23 protein-coding genes are annotated in these 24,286 nt (G+C 65.1%); 4 read left to right on the top strand and 19 right to left on the bottom strand.

The window, feature by feature from the left end; genetic code table 11:
• Positions 1–22: 22 nt before the first annotated feature.
• A complete protein-coding gene (locus ACWGID_RS16250; protein ID WP_452197275.1) occupies positions 23–3,286 on the bottom strand; it encodes an NACHT domain-containing protein in 3,264 nt (1,087 codons plus the stop codon).
• 351 nt (positions 3,287–3,637) lie between these two features.
• Here ACWGID_RS16250 and ACWGID_RS16245 point away from each other — a divergent pair, with 351 nt between their 5' ends.
• The gene (locus ACWGID_RS16245) at positions 3,638–4,150 is read left to right on the top strand and encodes a peptidoglycan-binding domain-containing protein (protein ID WP_452197274.1); all 513 of its coding nucleotides are present in this window, start codon (positions 3,638–3,640) and stop codon (positions 4,148–4,150) included.
• Positions 4,151–4,165: 15 nt separating this feature from the next.
• Here ACWGID_RS16245 and ACWGID_RS16240 read toward each other — a convergent pair whose 3' ends face one another.
• The 6 genes from ACWGID_RS16240 to ACWGID_RS16215 are packed head-to-tail and all read right to left on the bottom strand — an operon-like array spanning position 4,166 to position 8,686.
• Positions 4,166–4,939 carry a DUF1932 domain-containing protein gene (locus tag ACWGID_RS16240; protein ID WP_452197273.1) on the bottom strand — a complete coding sequence of 258 codons (774 nt, stop codon included), beginning with the start codon at positions 4,937–4,939 and terminating at the stop codon, positions 4,166–4,168.
• A 25-nt stretch (positions 4,940–4,964) separates the two neighbouring features.
• A complete protein-coding gene (locus ACWGID_RS16235; RefSeq protein ID WP_452197272.1) occupies positions 4,965–5,600 on the bottom strand; it encodes an RraA family protein in 636 nt (211 codons plus the stop codon).
• A 10-nt stretch (positions 5,601–5,610) separates the two neighbouring features.
• Positions 5,611–6,003: a tripartite tricarboxylate transporter substrate-binding protein gene (locus ACWGID_RS16230; RefSeq protein ID WP_452197271.1), complete on the bottom strand. Its 393-nt coding sequence runs from the start codon at positions 6,001–6,003 to the stop codon at positions 5,611–5,613.
• Positions 5,904–6,611, bottom strand: coding sequence for a Bug family tripartite tricarboxylate transporter substrate binding protein (locus ACWGID_RS16225; protein ID WP_452197270.1), 708 nt, complete (start codon positions 6,609–6,611; stop codon positions 5,904–5,906). The genes ACWGID_RS16230 and ACWGID_RS16225 overlap by 100 nt, the downstream gene beginning before the upstream one ends.
• Positions 6,612–6,640: 29 nt before the next feature.
• A complete protein-coding gene (locus ACWGID_RS16220) occupies positions 6,641–8,143 on the bottom strand; it encodes a tripartite tricarboxylate transporter permease (protein ID WP_452197269.1) in 1,503 nt (500 codons plus the stop codon).
• Positions 8,144–8,146: 3 nt separating this feature from the next.
• Positions 8,147–8,686 (bottom strand): tripartite tricarboxylate transporter TctB family protein, encoded by a 540-nt coding sequence (locus ACWGID_RS16215; RefSeq protein WP_452197268.1) that lies wholly within the window; start codon positions 8,684–8,686, stop codon positions 8,147–8,149.
• Between the two features lie 181 nt (positions 8,687–8,867).
• Between ACWGID_RS16215 and ACWGID_RS16210 the strand changes: the two genes are divergently transcribed.
• Positions 8,868–9,596, top strand: a complete 729-nt coding sequence (locus ACWGID_RS16210; protein WP_452197267.1) for an IclR family transcriptional regulator — start codon at positions 8,868–8,870, stop codon at positions 9,594–9,596.
• Positions 9,597–9,648: 52 nt separating this feature from the next.
• Here ACWGID_RS16210 and ACWGID_RS16205 read toward each other — a convergent pair whose 3' ends face one another.
• Positions 9,649–10,173 carry a hypothetical protein gene (locus ACWGID_RS16205; protein ID WP_452197266.1) on the bottom strand — a complete coding sequence of 175 codons (525 nt, stop codon included), beginning with the start codon at positions 10,171–10,173 and terminating at the stop codon, positions 9,649–9,651.
• Positions 10,174–10,487: 314 nt separating this feature from the next.
• On the opposite strand from ACWGID_RS16205, the gene ACWGID_RS16200 reads away from it, so the two are divergent.
• Positions 10,488–10,901, top strand: a complete 414-nt coding sequence (locus ACWGID_RS16200; protein ID WP_452197265.1) for a hypothetical protein — start codon at positions 10,488–10,490, stop codon at positions 10,899–10,901.
• A gap of 4 nt (positions 10,902–10,905) precedes the next feature.
• Here ACWGID_RS16200 and ACWGID_RS16195 read toward each other — a convergent pair whose 3' ends face one another.
• On the bottom strand, positions 10,906–11,040 hold the full coding sequence (locus tag ACWGID_RS16195) for a hypothetical protein (RefSeq protein WP_452197264.1): 135 nt from the start codon (positions 11,038–11,040) through the stop codon (positions 10,906–10,908).
• Positions 11,041–12,099: 1,059 nt separating this feature from the next.
• Here ACWGID_RS16195 and ACWGID_RS16190 point away from each other — a divergent pair.
• The gene (locus ACWGID_RS16190; protein WP_452197263.1) at positions 12,100–12,273 is read left to right on the top strand and encodes a hypothetical protein; all 174 of its coding nucleotides are present in this window, start codon (positions 12,100–12,102) and stop codon (positions 12,271–12,273) included.
• A gap of 261 nt (positions 12,274–12,534) precedes the next feature.
• Here ACWGID_RS16190 and ACWGID_RS16185 read toward each other — a convergent pair whose 3' ends face one another.
• From ACWGID_RS16185 to ACWGID_RS16140, 10 genes are all read right to left on the bottom strand, one after another.
• Entirely contained in the window at positions 12,535–15,609 is a 3,075-nt protein-coding gene (locus tag ACWGID_RS16185; RefSeq protein ID WP_452197262.1) for a type I restriction endonuclease subunit R, read from the bottom strand.
• A gap of 1 nt (position 15,610) precedes the next feature.
• The gene (locus ACWGID_RS16180) at positions 15,611–16,759 is read right to left on the bottom strand and encodes a restriction endonuclease subunit S (RefSeq protein ID WP_452197261.1); all 1,149 of its coding nucleotides are present in this window, start codon (positions 16,757–16,759) and stop codon (positions 15,611–15,613) included.
• Positions 16,760–16,802: 43 nt separating this feature from the next.
• Positions 16,803–18,308 (bottom strand): N-6 DNA methylase, encoded by a 1,506-nt coding sequence (locus ACWGID_RS16175; protein WP_452197260.1) that lies wholly within the window; start codon positions 18,306–18,308, stop codon positions 16,803–16,805.
• Between the two features lie 118 nt (positions 18,309–18,426).
• Entirely contained in the window at positions 18,427–18,786 is a 360-nt protein-coding gene (locus tag ACWGID_RS16170; RefSeq protein ID WP_452197259.1) for a hypothetical protein, read from the bottom strand.
• Between the two features lie 76 nt (positions 18,787–18,862).
• Positions 18,863–19,612 carry a hypothetical protein gene (locus ACWGID_RS16165; protein WP_452197258.1) on the bottom strand — a complete coding sequence of 250 codons (750 nt, stop codon included), beginning with the start codon at positions 19,610–19,612 and terminating at the stop codon, positions 18,863–18,865.
• Positions 19,613–19,731: 119 nt separating this feature from the next.
• Positions 19,732–20,316 (bottom strand): hypothetical protein, encoded by a 585-nt coding sequence (locus ACWGID_RS16160; protein WP_452197257.1) that lies wholly within the window; start codon positions 20,314–20,316, stop codon positions 19,732–19,734.
• Positions 20,316–21,944 (bottom strand): hypothetical protein, encoded by a 1,629-nt coding sequence (locus ACWGID_RS16155; RefSeq protein ID WP_452197256.1) that lies wholly within the window; start codon positions 21,942–21,944, stop codon positions 20,316–20,318. The genes ACWGID_RS16160 and ACWGID_RS16155 overlap by 1 nt, the downstream gene beginning before the upstream one ends.
• Positions 21,945–22,067: 123 nt before the next feature.
• Positions 22,068–22,277, bottom strand: a complete 210-nt coding sequence (locus ACWGID_RS16150) for a DUF397 domain-containing protein (RefSeq protein WP_452197255.1) — start codon at positions 22,275–22,277, stop codon at positions 22,068–22,070.
• Positions 22,278–22,845: 568 nt separating this feature from the next.
• Positions 22,846–23,043, bottom strand: coding sequence for a hypothetical protein (locus ACWGID_RS16145; protein WP_452197254.1), 198 nt, complete (start codon positions 23,041–23,043; stop codon positions 22,846–22,848).
• Between the two features lie 285 nt (positions 23,044–23,328).
• Positions 23,329–24,282, bottom strand: coding sequence for a phosphotransferase (locus tag ACWGID_RS16140; RefSeq protein WP_452197253.1), 954 nt, complete (start codon positions 24,280–24,282; stop codon positions 23,329–23,331).
• Positions 24,283–24,286: the final 4 nt, after the last annotated feature.

The following is a 24,286-nucleotide window of genomic DNA, read 5'->3' as shown; positions in this document are numbered from 1 at the left end:
TGGGGCCCGTTCACGCCCGCATTCACGCGCGCATGAGGAGCAAGACCTCCGACGGCAGGCTGGGGTCGTCGAGGCGGGCGTCGAGGGAGGTGAGGCTGCTGTGCAGTCCGCGAAGGTTTTGGGCGATCGCGACGTCGGTGAATCGGTCCGCGACACAGGCGGCCGCGAGCAGACCGAGCCGGATCGCCGGGAGGCTGCTGTACGGCGCCTCGGGATGCTGGACCGTCGCGGCGATCATCGACGCGGACACGACCGCGATCCGCCGGGCCAGGATCCGCCAGCACTGCTCGTCGCGGCCCGAGTCGGCTCCCGCGAACGTCGACCCGCTGCTCCAGGTTGCATTGAGCAACAACGGCTGGAGCCGGCGCAGGACAGCTTCGACCTCGTCGGGAATGGCCGGTGTCATTTCGCTCGACGCCGAGAGCAGGTCGACAAGGAACCGCTCGAACTGCAGCCACCCCTGCCCGTGGCGGTATTTCGTCTTGTGCGGCTCCCAGAGCGACAGCAGCACGCTGAGCGCCACGACCGCGAGCTCGAACTGATCGCGATGAATGCGTGGTGGGGCCCATTGCAACACGGTTCGCCCCGCCGGCGCGGTGGTGGGCAACGTCGCCGGGTCCTGTAGTTCCTGGACAAGCATGGCGACGTCGTCGGACATCAACGAGTGCGTCAGGACGATGTCGAGTGCCTGACTGATCGCTTCGTCGACGGCTCGCCCGCGACGGAGGGTACGCCGGAACTCGCGGACCAGCACGGGCGGGACAGGGAAATCCGTGACCGCCGCTAGACCGCCGGCCAGATCCCTGAGGCGCTCGAGCCGCCGGTGCAGGTCGCGATCCTGCGACAGATCTCCGCCACGACTGCGCGCAAGCGCCCGATCAATGTGGATCGCGTCCTTGACGAGAGCCGGCGTCATGCTGTGGTTCAGCAGGTCGAGCCGATCGAGGGTCGCCTTGAAGTCGTGGGTCCGGGCCCGCTCCAGATCCCGCTCGACAGCAAGGCTGAGGACGTAAGGCAGCGCACCGACGACGGAACGCAGATCGTGCCGGATGGTCTCCGCGAGCAGGTCGGCGCTCGCGACGTACGGATGCGAGACCCCTGGTGGCACGAACAGCCGTGGCCCGGCGTACCGCTGCCAGGTGCGGACCGCGGGCAGCGGATCGGCTCCCGCCGGCGTGACCGCGAGCGGGTCCTCGGCGTACCACACCGTCCGGCGGGTCAGGTCGACGATGACGCCGGTGATCTGATCGGCGAGCTCGCGGCGTACCGGCAGCCGGTAGGCGGTGCCGTCGTCGAACAGGCCGTTGACCCACGTGACGACTTTCTCGACCTCAGCGGCCGAGACCCCGACCGCCTCCGCGTTGTCGTCCTTCGCGGGCTTGCGAACCGAACTGCCCGGGTCGCCCGACAGGTCGAGGTACAGGCGATACAGCGACTGCGGGAAAGGCTGCGCGCACGCCACGGAGCCATTGCTGAGGGTCACTGTGTTGCGAAGGCTTCGCGACGCGCGAACCGCGGCCATCAGCCGGCGATGCGCGTCGCGTGCCACGGTGTCGGATGTCGGCGGATCCGAATCCAGCAGCGCATCCAGGCGTTCGACGAGGTCCACGTCGACCTCGCGGGCTTCGTCGGCACAGTCGAAGCCCAGCGCCAGGGCGCCGACCGTGCCTGACTTCAGGCACGCCTCGACAACGGGCGACGCGTCCGCGTTCGCCGCCCACAGCAGGATCGTCTCGCGCCACCACGCGATGTCCACCATCGTCGCCAGGGCGTTCGCCTCGGGATGATCATGGATCTCCGCGGCCGCGAGGTACTCCTGCAAGGTCTGGTGCGCGAACGCGTACATCCCGACCTCGCGTTCGACGAACAGACCACTCGTGGTGAGCTCGTCAAGGAACACCTCGGCCGTGGCAGCCCGCGGGATCCTCGCCAGCGTCGGCCCGACGATGTCACTCGCGGACTCCCGCGTCACGTCGCGGACCTCGCGGGTCATCATCGCCAGCGCCAACTTGCGCACCACCTTGGCCCGCTGCTCGGCCTTCAGTCGTGATCCCGCGGACAGGTTCTTCGCCTCCTGCCGCCGGTGCAGCAGCAGATCGCACATCTCGCCGTACAACGCCGACCGGCTGCCAGGCAGCGCGCCGCGGTACTTGTGGACGTTGGCGATCATCGTCAGCAGCATCGGGTTGGCCGCCAGGTCGTACAGCGCCGGCTGCAGACGCATACGACGGAGCAGGTCGGCGGCATGATCCTTCGCGATCGCACGGGTCCGCTCGCCGGTCTCGCCGGTACTGCGGCACTCGATGGCGTAGTACCAGCCGTGCACGAACTTGAAGATCTGGTCGCTGGTGAACCGCCGCACCTGCAGTACGTCGGCGCCGCGGACCGGATTCGAGTGATAGCCATGCGGCCGCGACGTCAGGATGAAGTGGTTGGCCGGATAGCGCGCGACCTGGTCCTGCACCCAGGTGGACGTCAACTGGCGCTGCTCCTCGACCGCGAGCTCGTCCAAACCGTCCAGCATGACGACACAGCGGCCTTTCGTCAGGCCGCGCTCGAACCAGTCCGCCGTGACCGTACCTTTCAGCCAGGTAACGCTCGCGATCAGTTCGGGAATCGACACCCCGGGATCGCGGATGATCTCCTGGACGTGGTCGCGCAGGTAGAGGATCACCGGCAGCCCGCGTTTGTGCCGGCGCCGCTCTCCCAGTGTGATCGCGGTCCGGCGCAAGAGCGTCGTCTTACCCGAACCGGGGCCACCGATCACCGCGAAGACCCTCGGCTCGCGGCTGTCCAGGAACGAGTCCAGCGACCGGCGTTCACCGGCCGGAATCTCGGCTCCGACGAACGGCGTGTGCGTCGTCGTCTGCAACGGTGACGGCGCGAGGCTGACGTCGACATACACATGCCGGAGCTGGAGGGAGAACTCTCCCTGGGTGGCCATGCCGAGCAATTCGACATCACGCACGCTGGCGAGCAACTGGCTCAGATAGCGCGCGCGGTAGCTCTTCAGGAACGCACTCACCCTCCGGTCGACGGCCGCGGCGGTCCGGGGAATCCACAAATCCCCGACCTCACGGCTGACCCGGAACACGAACCGTACGACCGCGACCAGGAACCAATAGCCCATCAGAACGACTACGCTGACCACCGGATTCTGCTGGACCTTGGACCACAACCAGCCGCTGACAGCCACCGGCGGCCCGAAAGCGATCAGGATCGGAACGACCCTCGCCACGATCCCGCCGTCCCCGAAGTCCCCCGGCCGCTCGGCATTGTTCACCATTCGGCGCCCCCACTACAGTTCCACTACCCCACAATTGCAGACAGTACTGTATAAAACCGCTTAAGTAACACCTTTTGTCCGCAAGAGAATTTACGAGACTTAACGTACGCCGGAGACTCGAAATTGGCCGGACACCGCACAGGCCCAGGTTTTACTGGCTTCGAGCAGATCCTGGTTGCCCTCCACAAGCAACGGTGAATGACCTCTTCAGGGAATTCATCGAGGTTGATGTTGCTCTCGGCGACGTGATCCGACTCGCAGTACGGGCGCGGTACGGGCAGCGAAGTGTCAGGGCCGGTGGATACCGTCAGCACGCGTTCAGCGGCTCGATGACATCTTTCTGGAGGATCAGTGAAGACGCGCGTTTTCGCCACCGTGGCAGGGATTTCCGCACTGTTCGGCGGATTGCTGGCGGCAGCTCCGGCGCACGCCAACGGCAGCTACACCGGCCGCGCCTACGTGGCCGGCGCCGGCATTATGTACGACGACTGGCGCGACGAGGGCGTGGTGAGTGTCGCCGTCCACCGGTCGTCGAACGCCACTTGCCTGTGGCAAGCGATCCTCTGGACCAACGGCTATCTGCCGAAGAGCGAGATCGACGGCGTCTTCGGTGACCGGACCGCCGCCGCCACCCGGGCGTTCCAGCGCGCCAACGGCCTTTCCCCGGACGGCTCCGCGGGCCGCAAGAGCTGGGCAGCCGCCGGCGGCGTCTCCCACACCGTCGACACCGCCGGTTGGTCCAACGGCATCTACTCCGGCTCCAAGCACGCCATCAAGGTCCGCCGCAGCACCGCCGGCAACTACCAGTTCAGCTTCGGCACCGGCTGGAAATCGGCGACCTACAACACCCGCACCTGCAGCTGACACGGTCCTCGTCGATCAGTCGCTCGCACTCTCGGCGATGCGCTGATGGCTCTCGTACGTGGCCGTGCTCATCGTGGCCGGCACCTCGAGGTCGGCCAGGAAGCGAGCGGCGTCGTACATCTCGTGGGCCCGGCGCCGAGCGTGGGTCTGGGTGCCGGTCAGCAGACGGTTCACCACCGAATGCCCGTCGCCCGCGAGCTGGTCAGCGATCTGCTCCCGGATCCAGGTCTCGTACCCCGCAGCACGCCCGGCTGCGACAGCCTCGGTGATCAAGGCAGCCAGGCCCTTCATGAAGACGCTCCGCAGCAACTTGTGCGCCATCGCCGACCCGGCCGGCTCGTCAAGGATCTCGACCGGAGCGCCGAGCGGTCGCAGGAGCTGAGCGACCGCCGGGCCGCCGACACCGCTGACCATCAGCGGGGTCCGCGCCCCGTGCCAGGGAACTGGTCCGAGGATCGCAACGTCGGCGAAGACGCCGTGGCGCGCGATGACACGATCCGCCAAGGTGCGCATCACGGTCGGCGATGACGAGGTGAAGTCGGCGTAACAGGCGTTCGGCTTCAGATGGCCGAGGGCTGCCTCGCAGACGGCGGGCGCCACCGCGGCGCTCGTCAGAACGAGCACGATGTCCGCATCGGCCACCGCGTCCGCGATGGTGTCGATCCTCGTCACCCCAGTGGGCGTTGCGACGGGAGCCGGGTCCGTGGCGACGACGGTATGTCCCGCGTCGACGAGCGCAGCGGCGTACGAACCGCCGGCCTCGCCGAGCCCGATGACAGTGCACTTCATGAGATGTTCCTTTGTTCTCTGATCGTCAGATGGCCAGGGGCGCGGGAATGGCCCGACGCCGATCGGCCTCGTCGTCGAACACGGACTGCGCGGCCGCGGCGACGGCGGCGGCCTGGTCTCGCGCAATGACCGCGACCCCGTCTCCGTCACCTACGACGATGTCGCCCGGGCTCACCGCCACGCCGCCGACCGCGACGGTGACGCCGACGCGACCGGGTCCGAACTTGTACGGTCCCGCCGGCGTACAAGCCCTTGCGAACACAGGCATGTGGAGCTCCCCGAGGGTGTCGGCATCCCGAGCCGCGCCGTCGATGACGAACCCCGCGATGCCTCTGGCCAGCGCCCGCGCGCCGATCAGGTCGCCGATCAGCGCTCGACTCTCGTCGCCCTGTCCGTTGACGACGATGACGTCACCGGCTCGCGCGATCGCGAGCGCTTCATGGATGGCCGCGTTGTCCCCGGCGCGAGTCCACACGGTCAGCGCCGTACCCGCGAGGCGAGCACCGGGCCAGATCGCCTGGATCCCGGAGTCGAGAATGCCGAGCCGATCCATCGCGTCGCCGATGTTGGCGACCGGCAGTCCGGCGAGCTTCTCGATCACGTCGCTCGGTGGGCGATCGAAAACGGCGTCGGGCGTTGCGATGGTGACGTTACTGTGCATCGGATCCCCTTCATTTCTTGATGACGAGCGGCAGAACGCCCTTGATGGTGGTCTCCTGCTCGCCCCAGAACTGTTCGTAGGCAGCAGCGTCGAGATAGTGGGTCTGCAGGCCGAGCTTCGTCATCCGGTCCCGCACCTCGGCGTCCTGGATCGCCTTCGCGAAGGCCGCCTCGAGCTTGGCCTTGACGTCGGCGGGCAGCCCGGCGGGTGCGGAGTACCCGCGAGCGGTCGCCGACTTCACGTCGACGCCCTGCTCCTTGAAGGTGGGCACGTCGGGCAGGAAGGTACTGCGCTCGTCCGCCATCACGCCCAGCATCTTGATCTTCTTCTGCTTGACGATGTCGGTGACGTCGCTCGCGCTGCCGAGGTAGACCTGGACGTGGCCGCCGAGAAAGGCGGCCATCGCCTGCGACGATCCCTCGGAGAATGCACGAGCGCGAACTTCGCCCCGCTCTTCTGCTCCATGTCGGCGGCGGCGAAGTGCTCACCTGTCTGCAGACCGGTGGTGCTCACCGTGATCGTGCCGGGCTTGGCCTTCGCCGCGTCGACCAGATCCTTGACACTCGAGTACGGGCTGTCCGGAGCGACACCGATGACGGCCGGGTCGATGACCTGCATCCCGAGCGGCTGGAAGCTCTGCCGGTCGTACTTCGCTCCACGGGCGGGGTCGAGCGGTGACACCACGACCGAGGGCGAGCCGGTCGCGCCGATGGTGTACCCGTCGGGCTTGGCACTGGTGAGGAAGGTGTATCCGACCTGCCCTCCGGCACCGGGTTTGTTGACGACCTCGACGGTGATCCCCAGTTCCTTCTCGAGGACCGGGACGACCAGGCGCGCCGCGGTGTCGACGGCGCCGCCGGGTGCGAACGCGACGATCAACTGGACGGGTTTCCCCTTACGGGGCCAGGCTTGCGCGTTCTTCGTCGATGCTTGGGTGTTCGGTCCGCAGGCCGCCAGGACGCCGGCGACAGGGGTCGCCAGCGCGGCGGTGAGAAGGGCACGGCGGTGCATCAGATATCTCCTTGGGGTGAAGTGCGAGCTCATGTCTCGGGGTCGTCGTCGAGGGCGGCCGGCTTGCGGAGTCGCAACAGCGGGCTGATGGCAATGAGGAGACCGACCGCGAGCAGGACGACGGTCATGGGGCGGGTCAGGAAGATCGAGAAGCTGCCCTGGGAGATGTCGAGGGACTCCCGCAGCGACCGTTCCATCAGCGGTCCGAGGACGAGCGTCAGAACCAACGGGGCCAGCGGAGTGTCGAAGTACCGCAGGACGAGCCCGACGACGCCGAACCCGATCATGACGAAGACGTCGAAAACGCTGTAGTTGATGGTGTAGGACCCGACGACCAGGAACAGCAGGATCAGTGCCGTCAGAATCGGCGGCGGAACCTGCAGGATCGCGGTCCACACCCGTACGAGCGGCACGTTGAGGATCAGCAGGATGACGTTGCCGATGAAGAGGCTGGCAATGATGGTCCAGGCGACCTCGGCGTGCTCGGTGAAGAGGGTGGGTCCCGGGGTCAGTCCCTGCTGGAGGAACGCACCCATCAGGACGGCGATCGTGGGAGATGCGGGGACACCGAGGGTGAACAGCGGGATCAGCGCGCCGTTGGCGTGGGCGTTGTTCGCCGTCTCGGGACCGGCGACGCCCTCGATCGCGCCGCTGCCCAATTCGTTGCGGTACTTCGAGAACTTGCGTTCCGCACCGTAGGAGAGCAACGAGGAAACGGAGCCGGTCATTCCGGGAATGAGGCCGAGCAGAAACCCGATACCGGTGCCGCGCGCGATTGCCGGCGTACTGCGGCGCAGGTCGGTGCGGCTGGGCAAGAGCCCACGCAGGCCGGGCGTCTGCGGGTGTGTGGATCGCTTGCCTGCTTTGCTGATCAGGATTTCCGACAGACCGAACAGGCCCACGATGACGGCGACGAAGCTGACACCGTCGAGGAGCCGGTCGCTGCCGAACGTGAAGCGGGGTGCTCCGGCCACGGGGTCGATACCGACCATGGCGATCAGCAGGCCGACGACTCCGGAGATCAAGGCCCGAACCATGCTCTTTCCGGCCAGCGCCACCAGTAGCGAGATGCCGACGACCATGAGGGCGAAGAACTCCGGCGGTCCCACCTTCAGACCGAGCGAACCCAAGGGCTTCGCGGCGATCACCAGACCGATGGTGGCGATCACGCCGCCGACGAAAGAGCCGATCGCCGCTGTCGTCAGGGCGGCCCCGGCGCGGCCGCGTTTCGTCATCTCGTAGCCGTCGATCGTGGTGATCGCCGAGGCGGCCTCGCCCGGTGTGTTGAGCAGGACGCTGGTGATCGTGCCGCCGTACGCCGTGCCGTAGAAGATCGCAGCGAGCATGATGATCGCGCTGGCAGGTTCGAGATTGAACGTGAGCGGGATGAGCAGTGCGACGCCGGCGACCGGCCCGATCCCCGGCAGCACCCCGATCAGGGTGCCCACCAGGCACCCGATCAAGGCGAACAGCAGGTTCTGTGGTGACAGGGCGGCGGCGAACCCGCCCATCAGTTCGTTGAGGACGTCCATGGGTCAGATGCCGATCAGGGTCAGGGGCGGCACCACAGCCACTGGGAGAGGCACGAGCAGCAGGTCGCTGAACAGGTGGAACGCGCCGACGCTGCCGGCCACCGCGACGGCCGACGCGGTGAGCCAACGGACCTTGCCGATCCATCGCAGGTGGAACATCAGGAACACGAAAACGCAGACCTGGAAGCCAAGAACCCCGAGCAGCAGGGCCAGGACGATCAGGCTCGCGATGGTGACCGCGGCCGCGCGCGAAACGGCGTGACGGTCGTCAGCCGGCACGGGCTCGAGCCGCGGCGTCTGGAAGAACCACCCGACGCTGAGCAGGATCAACGCGCCGGCGAGCACCAGCGGGAAGAAGCCGGGGCCGGGACCTTCGGGCAGCCAGATCCCGAGGCCGCGCGCGCTGACCGCGACGTACCCGCCGATCGCTGCCAGCACGGCCTGAACGGCCCAGGTCCCGACGGGCCGCCGGTGCTTCGACTCGGGGTCCTGCTCGGTGGACCGAGCGTCGGTGACTGCCTCCATGGAGAACCTGTCTTTCATTGTGTGAAACTAGCTATCACTTGATGCACGGGTAGGTTGCCCGCCCGGACGACCCCCGTCAAGAGGTCGCCACGCCCTGGTTGGGGGCAAACCGCTGGCCGGCACGGTTTTCAGCGTGTGCCAAACTCTGTCGTGCACCGACGGAAGGGGTGGGGCCTTGAGGGCACCGGCCAGCAGCAACATGAGGTCGCTCGAGCGCGCGATCGACGTACTCGAAGTCCTCGAGGACGCACCGCGCGGCCTACGCCTGAGCGAGCTCGCCCGCCGCGCGAACCTCCATGTCGCCACGACGTTGCGCATCCTCACCACGCTCGAGGCACGTGGCCGCGTCGAGCACGACGGAACCCACTACCGGGCAGGCGTGCGGCTCTTGTTCGGCGCGCACGCGTACCTCACGACGAGTCCCTTGGTACTCGCGGCCCGCTCCGTCCTCCAGGACCTCGCGAGCGACACCGGTCTGACGTCGTCGGTCTTCGTCCGCGCCGGCGCGCACCGCGCCGTCATCGCCCGCGTCGAAGGCTCCAACCCATTGCGCTACGAGTTACCTGTCGGGGAGCGCCTTCCGTTGCATCTCGGCGCCAGCAAGGTCCTGGTGGCCCAACTGCCCGACGACGAACTTGAGCCGCTGATCGCCGAGGTCACCCCGTTCACCACGGCAGGAGGTCGCGAGGTGACAGCCGCCATGCTCCGCCGCGAACTACGCGACATCGCCACCTCCGGGTTCGCGGTCTCCCGAGACGAACGCGTCCTCGGCGGCCGCTCGGTCTCCGCACCCGTACTCGGCCAAGACGGCGCGGCGATCGCCGCGATCCAGGTCGCAGGCAACGAGGAAACCTTCCCGTCCCGCCGCCTAAAATCCCTAACCAGCACAGTCCGCAACGCCGCCGATTCCCTAAGCCGCCGCATCTGACTCCCTACACAACCGCAGGCGCGGACCCGACCCGCAAGATCGCCAGAGGGTCCTACAGGAGTCCGAAGTGTCGTAGCGCCCGTTCAGCTACTTCTTGCGGAGCAAGCGTGCTGGTGTCGATGACCAGTTCGTCCAGGTTCGCGGCCTGCAGGCGAGAAGCTATCTCATCACAGCGCCCCAGATGCCAATCCAACGCTGACTTCTGACTGGCGCTGTACCTACCCCGCAGTCGTCTCCTGACGATGTCGGGCTGCGCAGTCAGACGAACCATCCGCACCTGGCTCTCAACCGCGGCCGCGTACCGATCTCGATCAGCAGACGTGCTGATCACCCCAGACATCACCAGTTGGCGCGGCCCCACCGTGCGGTAGCTCTTCCACACCGCAGCAATGTTCTGAGCCTCGACCAATGCATTGTCCTGCTCGGCAGGCGGCCACGACCGATGGAACCAGTCGACATCCATCAGGCTGAACGGCCGCTCCGCCGCCGCCAGTAAGTCCCCCACATGCTCCAGCGTGGACGACTTGCCAGCGCCGTATCCACCATTGAGAAAAATCGCGTATCCGGGCTGCTGCACAGCTGAACTACCTCCGGGTCTCTCGTGAGCGCACTCGTGTCGCTGGCCGGGTCGGCGCTGCCGACAGTGGCCACCTGGTGCGGCAGGTGCTGTCCGGCGAGGGAGTCGACGTCCGGCGTCTCAGCACCCCTCACATTCGAAGTGTGCGCAGGATCCGTCTTCCGGCCGCATCGATGTGATTCAGTCATGTCACAGCCGGGCGCTGAGGCGTGTCCAGAGTGGAACCCGCAACCTGCGATCCGGGGATTCGCGTTCGTGGGCGCCCTGGATTGCCTCGGTAGCGGGCAACCTGTTGATCATTGAGGAAGGAACTCATGAGATACCGCAAGACTGTCGGAATCGCCGTCGCGACTGTTGCGCTCGGCCTGGTCGGCGTCCCGCAGGCCTTCGCCGCTCCGGATCACCGGATGTACACCAACGACGTTCTCTCCCCCTTTGAGGATCCGGGTGGGAAGGTCGAGTTCACCGAGCACGGTGACATCGTCAAGTTGTGCGACAACGACGCTGACGGCGACGCCGCATATCTCACCGTTTTCGACGGGAGCCGGGAAGGTCGGCAGTTGTACTGGCTGCGGGCCGGTGGTGAGGGCAACTGCACGACGGTGCGGGCCAGCATGGGCGGGAAGTACAACCTTCCCGAACGCAAGATCTACTTCCTGATCTGTCGCGGGGACGACCACCTGTACGCGGGGTACTGCAACGGCGCCGCCTGGCTGAACGATCACTGATCGATCACCCGAGCAGCTGTGACGGCGCCACACCGCTCCGGGTGGCGCCGTACGGCGGCCACGCGACCACGACCACCTCCTCGACCTTCAGCAGCGTGTCGCGTTCGGTGCAGAACCGTTCGACCGGCAACGAGTACATATTCGACGGGTGCGCTATTCGTCTGTGGTTCCGGCTCTGGAGGCGGTGTCCGCGGCCAGGTCGGCAAGTTGCTCGAGGCGTGGTGGTGGCGGATGACTCAGCGCTGGTTGCCGTCGCCGATTTCGAGCGGTCGCCGCGTTCACGGCCAAACCAGCACGCGCGGCACGGCAACGCCGCACGATCTGGGCCAGCAGGTCGGGTCAGAGGAGGAGTGCGATGCGGTTCGGATTGGATGTCCCGCTCAACGGGGCTTACGCGGATCCGCGGTTGTTGGGACGGCTGGGGAGAGAGGCAGAGCGGGCCGGATGGGACGGGTTTCGTCCAGGACATCTTCAGCTCGTTGGAACCGGTCGCGGATCCATGGATCGCGCTGGCCGCGTCCACCTGGAGACACTTTCGCCACACCACGACAGCGGGACTCACCACAGCTACCACGACGCCAGCAACTGCGAGCCATCGAATCCCGTCCGAGATCGCGCCGTCACCGGCGATAGCGATGAAGGCGCCGACAACGACGGCGATACCACCCACCACGAAGTACCAGGGCTATCGCGCCAATCCCTTCATGTGGACATGGCGGGAATTGTCTCACCGCCCGTCAGCCGCCGCTCGGCGACGCGAGCTTGTAAGGAGAACTGCCGTCCCGGCCGCCGCGCCGACGATTCCCATGCAAAGGTAGCCGTATCGGCTCCAGAAGTCGGGCTCCCAACCAGCCTCGCGGGCGAGCACTTCATCGCCGTCGTAGGCATACTGAATGTCGACGAGAACCCGCCAAGTTGATGGCGTACCTAGTTCAACGGATCTACCTCAACGGCCCTACCGATCGGCTCGGATTTCCTGATGTCCACGATCCTGACCAGCACATTGCGCGATGCCTCGCGGAAGCCAGCCTGATCGGGATCAGCGACATCAGAGGCATCTGTAGGTGGTGGCGGCGTACATTCTGAGGTTCGGCCAGATTGGTCATCGCGGCTGCTGATGCTAGCCATGGCAGTCCGGACCAGGGCGGACGCTACGCTACGCAGTCGTAGCTATCGTTACGGAGAGGCAGATACGACAATGAGCGACGAGACCAAGGGCGATGCAAGCTGGCGCTGCCCGTCCAGCGGTGAGAATGTCGGGCTGATGATCGATATCCCCGGCTCGGACGACTGGAAAATCAAGTGCCCGACGTGTGGCACATGGTGGCACGGCGGCAGCACAGTGCTCACCGAGCATGAGCGGTCTCGGTAGACGGGCAGAGGTGTGAACCACGCTGGCCCCGGGGGACCCGTGGACACAGCATGAGCAACGACCCGGACATTGCTCGACGTTGGGGACGCTCGTTCACCGCTCGGTTTGCTTGCCTCACGCCAAGCCTCAAGTTCTCCAGCGCGGGCATCGCTGCAAATGGAATCAGGATGCCAGCGATGGGTCATGGTCGCGTCAGCCCCAGGGCATGGTCGAGGCGGCGTACCGCAGGCGGCGTGGGCCCGAGCGCTCTTGGCGGACGGCTCAGTAGTTCTCCCGTATGTACGCATAGGTCTTGTCGAACAGTTGCCCCTTGACCGGGAGACCGTACTCCTTCAGGGCGGTTCGGAGCTCTCGGCGGACACGTTTGTCACCCGCGTCGCTGTCAGTCCATCCGGTGTAGGCAACCTCGACGACAATGCGGTCGATGCGAAAGACGATATCTGGCACGATCTTGTGCAACCCCGGAGGCGTATTCTCCTCGACGATCTGGGTAAGAGCCCCACTCTTCGGATCCGCCAGCCTCTCAAGGGCATCCTCGTCACCTGCCTCGAAGGCCCGGTCGGCGGCGACGACATCCTGAGCGATTCGCAGCGCTTCCTCCAGGAATGCCAGTGAATCTTCCACGTTCTCGATCGCCTTGGTGCGCAGCTTCTCGATGCGCTCCGCCAGCGACTGGTACACCGGGCTCTCGGTCTCGGCGAGGCGGCGCTTGAGTCGAGCCTCGATCGAGTCCAGCACCTCCTGGTAGATGTCGCCTTCCTGTTGCTCTGGCGACTCTCGTTCCGGAAGCTTCAGCTGCTCCGCGATCCGCTTCACCAGCGCCAGGCCAGCGGCATCGAGTGTGACCGTCTTCGACGGCATGGACTTCACGTCGACCTCGGACATGTAGCCGTGGATCAACTCGGTGGTCTTTGCGCCGAGACGAGCCCACAGGAACGCTTTGGTGACGTCCTTTGGCCGGATCGACTCGTACAATTTCGCGAGCCAGAGGTACTGCTGCTTGAACGGAGCAAGCATCGGATGTGGGTCGAGGAACTCCCACACAGTCTGCAACGCAACGTAGGTCTCGATGAAGTCGCTACGCTGGGCACTCCCCTCCGGGATCCGCTCGTACGCCTCGGCGAGTGATTCAAACGACGCGTCCGTCGTGTCAATTCCCTCGAACAGGTGCAGCAGGCGCGTGAGGTCGGCGACGAACTTGCCTGCCAGCTTCGAGGAATCAGTGATGTTGAGCTCGTCCTCTTCGCCTGTACCCACTTTCGGTCCGGCGATCGCAACACCGATGGCTTTCGCAAGGCCGATGTAGTCGACCACGCGACCGTAGTCCTTGCGCTGGCCCGTGATCGGGTTCTTCCAGGGCCGGTTGGGGCGCGTGATGGTCTGAAAAAGATTCGTCTCTTTGGCGGGCTTGTCGAGGTACAGCACACCCTCGATCGGCGCGTTGAACCCGGTCATCCACTTCGCGGTGACAACGACGAACGACATCGGGTCGTCGACCTTCTTGAAGCGGCGTTTCACAGCCTCTTCCTGCTCGGGCGTGAGCAGGTACGGCTTGTACTCCTTCGGCGTGTCCTTGGAGTCGGCGACGTGCATCACGACGCCGACTTCGCGCGCCCGACCGTCGGGCATCACCGCTGATCGACGCTCCAGCTCAGCCTGAATGGCGTGTGCGTAGGCGACTACGAGGCGCTGGTTGTAGGCCACCACCTGCGCCTTCTGCCCAAGCGGTGCGACGTAGGTCAGGAAATGGTCAACGATGTCGGCACACACGGCAGCGACGCGCTCCGGGTTGGACAGGATCGTCTCGATGTGCGAAGCCTTGCCGGACAGATAGACCTTGTCGTCCTCGTCCAGGTACTCCTCGGCCGCCAACTCCTCGAACGCCTCGTCCAAAGCCTCCTTGTCAAGGCTGAACCCGACCGCCCTGCCCTCGACGATGACAGGCTTCGTGAATCCGTCGGCGATGGACTGTTCCGGCGTGTACCGCGACATCACGAAATCCGGATCTGACGGGTCGCCGAACAGCTTGAAGGTCGACCGGTCCTTGTCTTCGATCGCGGTACCTGTCGCGCCGAAGAACTTCGCGTTCGGGACCGCCGCGCGCCACGCGTCGCCAAGCTTCCCTTGCTGGGAACGGTGCGCCTCGTCCACGAGAACGACGATGTTCGACCGGTCGTTGAGATGGCCGGCCTCGGCGAACTTGTGCACCGTCGTGATGACCACACCAGGCTCACCGCTGCGGAGCAACGCGTGCAGCTCACGCCTGTTACTAGGCACCGTCATGCGCGGCATACCGGCCGTCTCGAACATCTCCGCGGTCTGCCGGACCAGATCCTTGCGGTCAGCGATCACAATCACCGTCGGCGCGCCGCCGAACTTCGCCGTCACCGCGTCGTCGCGCAACAGACGAGCCGCAGCGAATGCCATCAGCTCGGTCTTCCCAGACCCCTGGTGGTGCCAGATCAACCCACCCGGCCGGCCAGCAAGCACCTTGGCGTGGATCGCAAGAGCCGCCTCAAACTGCGGGTAGCGCGGCAGGAACTTCACATCAACCTCGGACGCGTCCCGTGCATGACGAAACATCACCAGATCCTTGAGGATCGGAAGCACCGTCTCCGGCCGCAGCAAGAGCCGCGCAGCACGCTCCACACGCGCAGGCCCAGCCACCTTCTTCGGATCGTCCTCCGTCGACCCCCACGGTGCCCAGATCTCCGAGTCAGGATCCGGAACAGCGCGGATGGGAGCCATCCGGAAGTTGAGGCCCTCAGTAGCAACGTTGAAGACGCTCGTCGCGAAGAAGTTCGGGTACTCCTCCTCGTAGACGTCGTGTATGTCCTTGGCGGCATTCACCCACGAGACCGCGTGTCTCACTGGCGTCTTCGTCTCAGCGATCACGAGTGGGAACCCGTTGACGTAGTAGACGACGTCGAACCGGCGCGGCTTGAACGCACCTGCCATGGTGACCTCGCTCGCGACGGTGAAGCGGTTATTCGCCAAGTCCTCGAAGTCGATCAGCCGACGGGGCACGTGCCTGCCATCGATCGTCGGGAACGAGTGGTCCCCACGCAGCATCACCGTCAGTCGCTCGTTGGCAGCGACCAGACCGTTGTTCGCGTCAAGGACAGCCTGATTCAGCTCGTGAAGCACCAGGTCTGCGGACTCCGCATCCTCCACGAGCTCAGGGTTCAGAGCAAGCAGCACCTCACGCGCCCAGCTCTCGATGACGACGTCGTGCTCGTCACGTGGAAGGTCGGTCCCACGAACAGTCTCCCAGCCAGCTTCCTCGGCCCAATCAATGAGGGACGCCTGAATTGTGGTTGCCTCGGTCCATCCCATGTCAGGACACCTTCTCCAGGAGGACATCGTAGGAGTCGGAGATCTCGATCTCTTGGCTCATCAGATCGGTCAGGAGAGCGGACCGGAAGGCGCGGGCGCTAGCGAGTTCAATGCGCGCTGCATCTGCCATGGACTCCAGCGCACCGATTTCGTCCACAGTAGCTTGCTGGACCTCAGGACTCGGCAGAGGTACTTGGGCGTCCATCAGGCGGCGGCGGTTCAGAGTGCGATTGCGTCCTGCTCCGCCTGGCGAGCATGTTCCAAGCAGTGCCAAACCTGCACTCGTGCCCAAGTACGAACGGAAGTATTCAACATCGCCGTCGTCGGTACGACGATACGTTGGAAAGCGATGCGATCCGCAGTAGCCCGACAGCCCACGGGGAACAACAGCCACTGCCCCTTCCCAGGCGAACACAATGTTGATCACCAAGTCTCCGGGCTCAATCCAGAAGACCTTCTTGGATCCAAGGTCATCACCTGTGACCGCGTCCTTGGTGAAGATGCCACGCCCGTGAGATCGGACACCGATCTGGAAGTATTTGTCCGTTCGCTCGACGGGAACGGGCCTCTTGACCTCAACGAGCAGATCGCCGAGTCGGACGTACTCGCCACCACCCGCGATCTCCTGGAAGATCGCCTCACGGCGCTGCCTCACCAAGTCTTCGAGGCGCTGACACTCCGAACCCAACTGTCCGATGTGCGCGTCGACGGAACCTACCAGGTCGGCGATTCGTCTCTGCACCGCAGGCGGAGCTACAGGGATAGACGCAGAAAAGAACTCCGGCAGCCGGACGTTGAGAAGGCCATGTGAACGTGCGCCTTCCCTGAGTAGGCCTGCGAGGGACTCGAAGAAGTCCAAGCCGTTGCAGGCCAATCGAAGGTAGTCGGGGTCAATGGATTCGGACCGAGGCCGGAAGACGATGTAGAGCGGTGTGACGACCGCGGGACCATCCCCGTCGTAGCGGACGACGACACCCCACCGGGCACCCTTGGAGGAGCTTTTGTTGTACACAAAGTCCCCCGGATTGATGACCCAGTAGCCTTCAAGGTTCGCACTCGCGACCTTCTTGCTGAAGAAAGCATCCTGATCAATTAGTCCGTGTTCTGCCGACACCGTCATAACGCGTTGGATTCCGGTCGAGTTCTTCACGGTGACACGGTCTGCGACCTCGTCAAGGCGCGCGCGAGTCCATTCACTCATCGGCCACGTCAAACATACTCAGATCGATTCCAGCCGCGGACAGCCGCGCGAACATTGCAGACTCTGCATCGATTCGCTGCTGCCTCGCGTCCGCGTACTCAACGAGTGCGGTACCAAGATCAGCAGTCTCCGCAGCCGCAATTTTGATGTAGCGGCCGATATTGAGGTCGAAACCGTTGTCACTGATCTCGTCGAACGGCACCAGCCGCACATTCGCGCCGCCATGGCCATCCGGGGCGCTGTACGTCTCAATGAGAACTCGAATATCCTCCTCGGACATCGTGTTTCGGTTGACGGCCTTCTTGAATCGGGCGGACCCGTCAATGAATAGGACGTGGTCCTTGCGCCCAGCTGGCTTCTGGTCACGGAAGATCAACAGGCAGGCCGGGATCTCAGTCGAGTAGAAGAGATTCGGTGGCAGCCCGATCACGGTCTCGAGGAGGTCCTTTTCGATGAGGCAACGCCGGATCCGGCCTTCAGCGCCGCCACGAAACAAGACGCCATGAGGCATGACGACGCCGACGCGGCCGTTGCCCGACTTCATTGACGAGACCATGTGCTGAACGAAGGCGAGGTCGCCATTCCTCGCCGGCGGTACCCCGCAGATCGCTCGCGGGTCGGATGCCCACCGGTCGGCTCCCCAGTTCGACAATGAGAACGGCGGATTGGCAATGACTGTGTCGAAGGTGCGAAGGGCGCCGGTTGTGTACTTGAACGCCGGTGTACGGAGTGTGTCGCCGCGCTTGATGTCGAAGTCCTCGATCTCGTGCAGGAACAGGTTCATCCGGGCGATCGAGGCAGTGGTCAAGTTGATCTCCTGGCCGTACAGCCGCAACGTGCGGTGATCCTTGCCTGACTCCCGCAGCTGGTTGATTGTCGATACCAGCATGCCGCCTGAACCGCAGGTCGGGTCGTAGACGGATTCACCAGGCTCTGGCCTGAGAATCCCGACGAGCAGGCTAACGACCTCGCGCGGCGTGAAGAACTCCCCTGCCTTCTTGCCGGACTCGTCGGCGAAGTTCTTCAGCAGGTACTCGTAGCCTGCGCCGAGAAGGTCGTGGGAGACCGTCGACGGGTCGAGCGGGAGCGCGTTGAACGCCTTGATCAGGGCGAGCAGCGCCGACTCCGGGATGCGCTCCTTGTTGCCCCAAGAAGCGTCTCCGAACACGCCTGACAGCGACCGCGGGTTCGCCTTCTCGATTCGCTGGAATGTCTTTGCAATCTCTGCGCCGAGATTCTTAACTTTTTCGGTCGTCTCCGACCACAGCGTGCCTTCGGGCAGCTCGAACCGGTGAAAGTCCGCCTCGATCTCGTCATCGAGGTCGTCGCCGTACTCGTCGAGCGCCTCATCGTGCTCGTACACCCAGGTGTCGCTGATCCACTTCCAGAACAGCATCGGGAAGACGTACGTCTTGAAGTCCGCCGGGTCGACAGGGCCGCGGAGGGCGTTCGCAGCGGCCCACAGCCGGGATTCGAGCTCTTGCTGAGTGATCGTCACAGAGATGAGGTCCTTCGTGGTGAGTCGGTACCTCAATTATGGAGGAGAGGACCGACATGACGCGGGAGATCGACGCCGCGGCCGGCGGCCACTACGTGTCACTCAGCAGACCCGGGTGTCAGCTCTCGCGTTCGATCCGTTCAAAGATGTCCGCGTCAGTCTCTCGCTGCCAGGCTGGCATATCGTCCCAGTCGGCTACGTAGCTGGGTTTGGGGTCGGGGATGTGACGGTAGATCTGCGCGATCCAGCACAGCGCCACAAACCGGCCCTTCTGCTCCCGGCTGAGCTTGCTCGTGTTTCCTCCAGAGACCTCGACGAACCCCCGCACCTGCTCATAGACCGCCGCCGCGCTCTCCCGCTCCCAATCGGGTGTCTCATCCCACGGTGCGACATACCCGGGCTTTGGTTCGCCGGGGTAGTGCTTCGTCACGCCTGCGATCCATGCCTCACGGAAGATGCGGCCCTGTTCGTTCGACAACAGCCTTGCTCCTTTGGACGGGACGAGGGTTATAGCGGCGAGCGATCGACGGACAGGCGGGCCGCGACGTCTTCGCTCAAGCGCAACAGTTGAGCATCGTGGCGGTGGCCGGCGCACGCACCAGCCACCCTGGAGCGTGCCTCCTGTTCGGCATCGCCCAGTCGTCGTAGCGCATCCAGTCGAGGCGTTGGAAGGGTCGGCCAGGCTGCGTCCGCGTCATTGCACCTCTCGCGTGGGTGGCTGCACTGACTCGGCTGCTCGCTGGGCGGCTGCACGGGCACGGGATCCCTCGGCCCTGAGGCCGGTAGTCCTCGTCCAAGGAATCCAATGTGACCGGATCGATCGGAAGAGGGGGCTGGGAGGGCCTGTCAGCAACGTTGCGATACGGCACGGACCCTAGGTAGAACTCGATCGAGCCGTGGCCCGGCCAGATCTCGCCACCGCGTTCAAGCAACTGGATCATCGGCTCGTACGGGTCGTCGAACTCAGGAAACCGTTCCTTTGGACGATCGCCAGGAGAAGCCCAACGGAACATGTCGGCAACGACTTGCCTGGACCTCGTCCACAGCTTGTGTCCGCTGTCTGCCTCCAGGCGTTCCATCCACACCGGATCGTTCTCGACCGACGGATCGAACATCACGGCAAGATCGAAGAATGGCCACTGCCCGGGAACGCCTAGCGCATCGGCCCAGACGGCCATCCGCCGCATGTACTCAACCGCCAACCGCCCCCGTGACGAAACGTGGCGATCCTCAGCGTCGTCATCGTCCCACTTCGCGGCCGTCAGCCGTGCCAGCAGTCGCTCACAGGCGACCAAAGTGGTCAAAGCACCGATCCCTCCCCTTGCGCCGATACCACCCGCCGACCTCCGCACGGACCACGGCCGGTCCACACGGCGCATTTCGATCACGAGTCAGTTGACGGTTGCTCGGCCTCGCCAGCTTGTTATGTGGGCTCTTGCTCCGCACGTTTGGCCGCTCGGCGTGCGCGTGACTTCTCGACCCTGACCCGTTCCTTCTCGTCGACCTCATCCAAGGTTGCGGCGTCGATCGGGAACGGAGGCTGAGTAAGGCGTTCGGTGATGCCGAGGTATGGAACCGAGGCAGCGAGGAGCTCGATAGATCCATGGCCGGGATAGATCTCGCCGCCGCGCTCGAACACCTGCACCATCGGCTCATACGGATCCTCGAACTCAGGAAACCGCTCCTTCGGACGCTCGCCCAAAGAAGCCCACCGGAACATGTCGGTGAGCACCTGTTCCGTCCGAGTCCCGAGCTCACGCCCGACCTCAGCCTCCAGGCGCAGTAGCCAGCCTTCGTCAGTCTCGACCGATGGATCGAACACCATCGCCAACTCGAAGACCGGCCACTGCCTCGGCACACCAAGCGCCTCGGCCCAGATCGCCATCCGCCGCAAATACTCCTGCGCAAGCAGACCTCGCGACCTAGAGTGCCGTTCCTCGGCCTCATGGTTGTCCCAGCTCGCCGCCGCAAGACGCATCAAGAGCCGCTCGCACGCTCCTGCATCCATCACAATCCCAGCCCTTCCTTCGCCACGCGTACCACCTCGTCAAGATTCGACAGGTCCTCCGCGACCCGAAGGTCGCCCCTCGGTATGTCCAACGACGAATCCCAGAGAATCAGTAAGTCCATCCTCGATGACCGCGCACTCAATGGTGCCGTGTTGTGCGCCGACGGATAATCAGAGGTGGCCAGTGGCGTCCCCGATTGGTCCCAGGCTCTAGGATCTGACGACCGATACGGCAGTCCGGCCGCCATGAGCCTTGACTCGACGTACTCGTGCGCCAGCAACGACCAGAACTCCACTCGATTCTTGTCAGTCAACTCCGCACCGGACGCGACTCGCTCCCAGAGATCGCCGTACAACGCGTCCGGGGTGAAGTAGCCGTGCCTGATTTCGCCTGGGCGAACTGCCACGTCGTGCTGGCGCTGGAAGAGGTGTTGTTTTGCCTCCTCAATGACCTCACGCGGCATCCCGCTGTGATCCGCGAGCGCGTCGACGTCGTCAGCTTCCCGGATTCGGCGGTACTGGTCCATCTCCTCCGAGGTGGCATCATCCACGAACTCGTGCTCCAGCTCGGCGACCTCGTCGACGCCGGCAACAGACCCTGGTTCGGAATCGATGCCAGCAGCAACGTCATCGGTTTCGAGCAAGTCGTTGCCACCGGCCGGAACGCTGTCGACGGCGAGCTTCTGATCCTTGCCTGCGGCAGCCTCGAGGTCGGTGGGCGGGTGGTCAGGCGAACTTGCAGCGGGCTGATCGCCGGTTTCGCTGGCCAGACGTGACGTCGACGCGGTGCTGTCGTCCGCCGTCAACGCGACGCTCGCTACGTCGTCACGCAATTCCACCTCTGACGTTCGCTCGTCAGCACCAGGCGACTCAACCAGACTGGGAGGATCTGCGTCGTGGGAGGTGGTCTCGGCTTCTTGAGCGGGCGGGCTGATGTACTGGAGGCGAGCCAAGGTGTCGTCGTGAAGCATGTGCGCCCGAAGCTCTGGTGAGTAGGAGGCGAACGGGTCCTCCGGCTCGGATCGATCATCGACCGGCGCCGCCGCCGGGGCCGAGGGAGGATCGACCGGTCGTCGCTCGGCCGACTCGTCATCGCCCCGCTCGGCTGACGACCACTTGGAGTACCCCGGCCAGTACATCTCATCGAGACGTTGCTCGAGCTTTTCGCGAGCAGTCAGTGGCTGTGAGGATCGACGGTCCGCGGTCTGGTCTTCGTCAATTGAGTCCGCCTCGGATGCCTGCACTTCCCTCAGCCGAGGGTCAGCGGACGCCCGCGAGTCCTGTTGCCTGCTTTCCGACGCGCGGGACACGACAGTGGAGGAGTTCGGGGCGGTTGAGTCGTCACGTTGCTCAGCCGAGGTCCCGCGCGCGTTGCCCGGCCAGTAGACGTCATCGAGGCGCTGCTCGGACTTCTCGCGAGCAGGCAACGGACGCAGCGCCTCGTGATGTGTGGCGTCGTGGCGATCCGGCGTCGGAGCATCTGTACGGCTTGTCTGCTGATCACGCACGCCGTCGTCGGACTGCCGAGACGTCTCGTTCTCAGGACGCCCGGTTTCGCCAGCCTGATTCCCTGGCGTGTTGCCCTTGCTCGGGTCGTCGCCGCCGCGACGACCTCTCAGCTCGGACACAGCCGTCTCCTATCCACGCCAACGCAAACCCGAAGTAGCAGGACCATCACGAACAGTATCCGCCGCGAGGCCCACACGGGCAGTGCTCGCCGGTGCGGATAGACACGCCGCGCGACTGAGCGATCAGGCACGAGGGTCGAACTCTCCCGCCTTCATGCCTTCTGTGAATGACGCCCACTCGCCGGCGGTGAAGCGCAGGATCTGGCCGCAGCCCCGTTCCTTGCTGTCGCGGACCGCCGCACCGCCGTCCGGCATGAGCGCGACCTCGACGCAGTTGTTGCTGTTGTTGCTGCGGGAAGCTTTCCGCCGGGCGGCGGTGGTGAGGTCGGTCATTTGCTTCTCTTTCGCTCGGGGCGGGCAGGCCAGCCAGGAACCCGGCTGACTCGGGGTTGGAACGGCTGGCTCCCGCAGGCCGTGTTCACGACGGGAGCCAGCCGGTTCAAGGTGGAGTCCTCGGTCCCGGGCTTGTGCACAGGGGCGTGCGGGGATCCCGGGACCGAGGAACTCCGGACAGTGGCGAGGCCGAGGCCTACCCGCGGTCGTGAGGTCGGCCGCAGGGAGGAGGCATTGAGGAGCCTCGGCCTCGCCTGCTCTGGGCGAGTCGCGCGCGATCAGGAGTCGGACTCCGGCGTCCTCGAGTTCACGGCGGTACTGCGCTGCGATTGAATCGGCGGCAGTGATTGCGACCGCCGAGACGTCTCCTCGGCGCGCTGCTTCGATCAAAGCCTCGATTGCCGCTGGCTGCGAGTCGAGCGCCTCCATGTATATCGCCGTCATCTGTGAACCCGCGCGGTCTGCGAACCCGAGCAGCAGGTTGCGAGCTCGGTCCTGCTCGGTCGGCGTCATCAGGAAGGTCTCGACGAAGTAGCCGAGCATGGCCGGTCGGGCAGCGCCGGTCACCTCACTGCCCGCCGTCGAGCCGGATCGGCCCGGACACGAGGTCGACCGTCACTGGCAGACCGAATCGCCTGGAGGATGCCGCGGCGTACCGCTCAGCCAATTTGGGGGCGACCAGATAGTCGGCGATCACATGATCGCCGAACCAGACCCGCACACGACGTTGCGGCCTGGGATCGGCCAAGGGCTCGGTGATTGTCATCACCCGCGGACCTCCTGCGCGACGTCGCGGAGCATCACGGAGTACGCAGCCACCGCGATGCCGATGAGGCCGTACAGGACCGTCGTGTGCGCGTGCGTTAGGAGCCAACAGCCGATCATGAACTTCCCCGTTCTCAGTCGAATGGGTCTCGGGCGAGGGCAGTGAGGCTGAAGCCCCAGCCCATTTGGGCGATTCGTTGCCTACATCACCGAGTTTCGACCGGCACACGCGGAGTTGTTCAGCCCAGCGTGGGGGTCCACGATGTACCCCCACCGCTGCACCGCCTTACTGGTAGCGGTGCCAAGTAGCCGCATCGCCTGCGATCAGGCTGCGTAGCCGGTGAGCCAGCTCTTCCGCGACGTAGGGCCGGCCGGGCAGCCCGCCGATCACGCTGGTGACAATCTGGAGCTCGCGGATCGACCGCAGGGTCGGCCAAGTGGGCGAGGAGAGCAGGTCGAAGCCATACGCCGCACGGAGATCGTCGTACTGCTCACGCGGATCTCCGAACCGCTCCACGCCGTGGGCAGCCGGGACGAGGTCCCACTCAGGCGGGCCGATACTCACCGAGTCCAGATCGCAAAGCACAGATTGGCCGCGAGCGTCGGTGAGCAGGTTGCCGACGTGGGCATCACCGTGAATAACGGCCGTGGGCAGCAGCCACTCGGTCGACTCGGCAGCGGCCCGGACCGAGCGGACGCGGTCTCGCAGCCAGCCGACGAGATCGCTCAATCCGAGCCCGACTTGGTCTGATGCCCATGTCCGCAGGTAGTCCAGGTCCCCGTCCCGAGCTGCCGCAGCGGTCTCGAGGCGGGACTGTGCGCGGCTGATGGGATCCCATTGCGGGAGGGAGAATCCGAGATCGTTGAGCGAGTGGAATGCCAGCAGCGGACGGGCAAGTTCGGCTTGCCGGTGACGTTGCGCGGAGGTCTGCGGGAGGTAGGTCCAAGCTGTGGCAGCCCAGCTTGGGGTCTCGATCGGCTCTGGCAGTCCGGGCGCCAGCCGGACGGTAGGCAGGTCGAGTTCAGCCAGCCGGTGGGCGATCTTGGTGACGCGGTGGACGGTGACACGATTGGCTGCGGGGGCGATACGAAGCACCAGGTTGGCGGCGGGGAGTTTGTAGACGGCGTTCATCGTGTAGCGGAGCAGTACGGCGCCCGCGGGGTCGATCCCTGCCGCGCTGGCGATGTCGCGCAGAGCAGTATCGAGACGGTCGCGTTCGCCACTGCTGAGAGTTGTCACGCCG

The organism is Kribbella sp. NPDC054772 (assembly GCF_053611945.1).
This window is presented reverse-complemented; position numbering and strand designations above follow the sequence as displayed.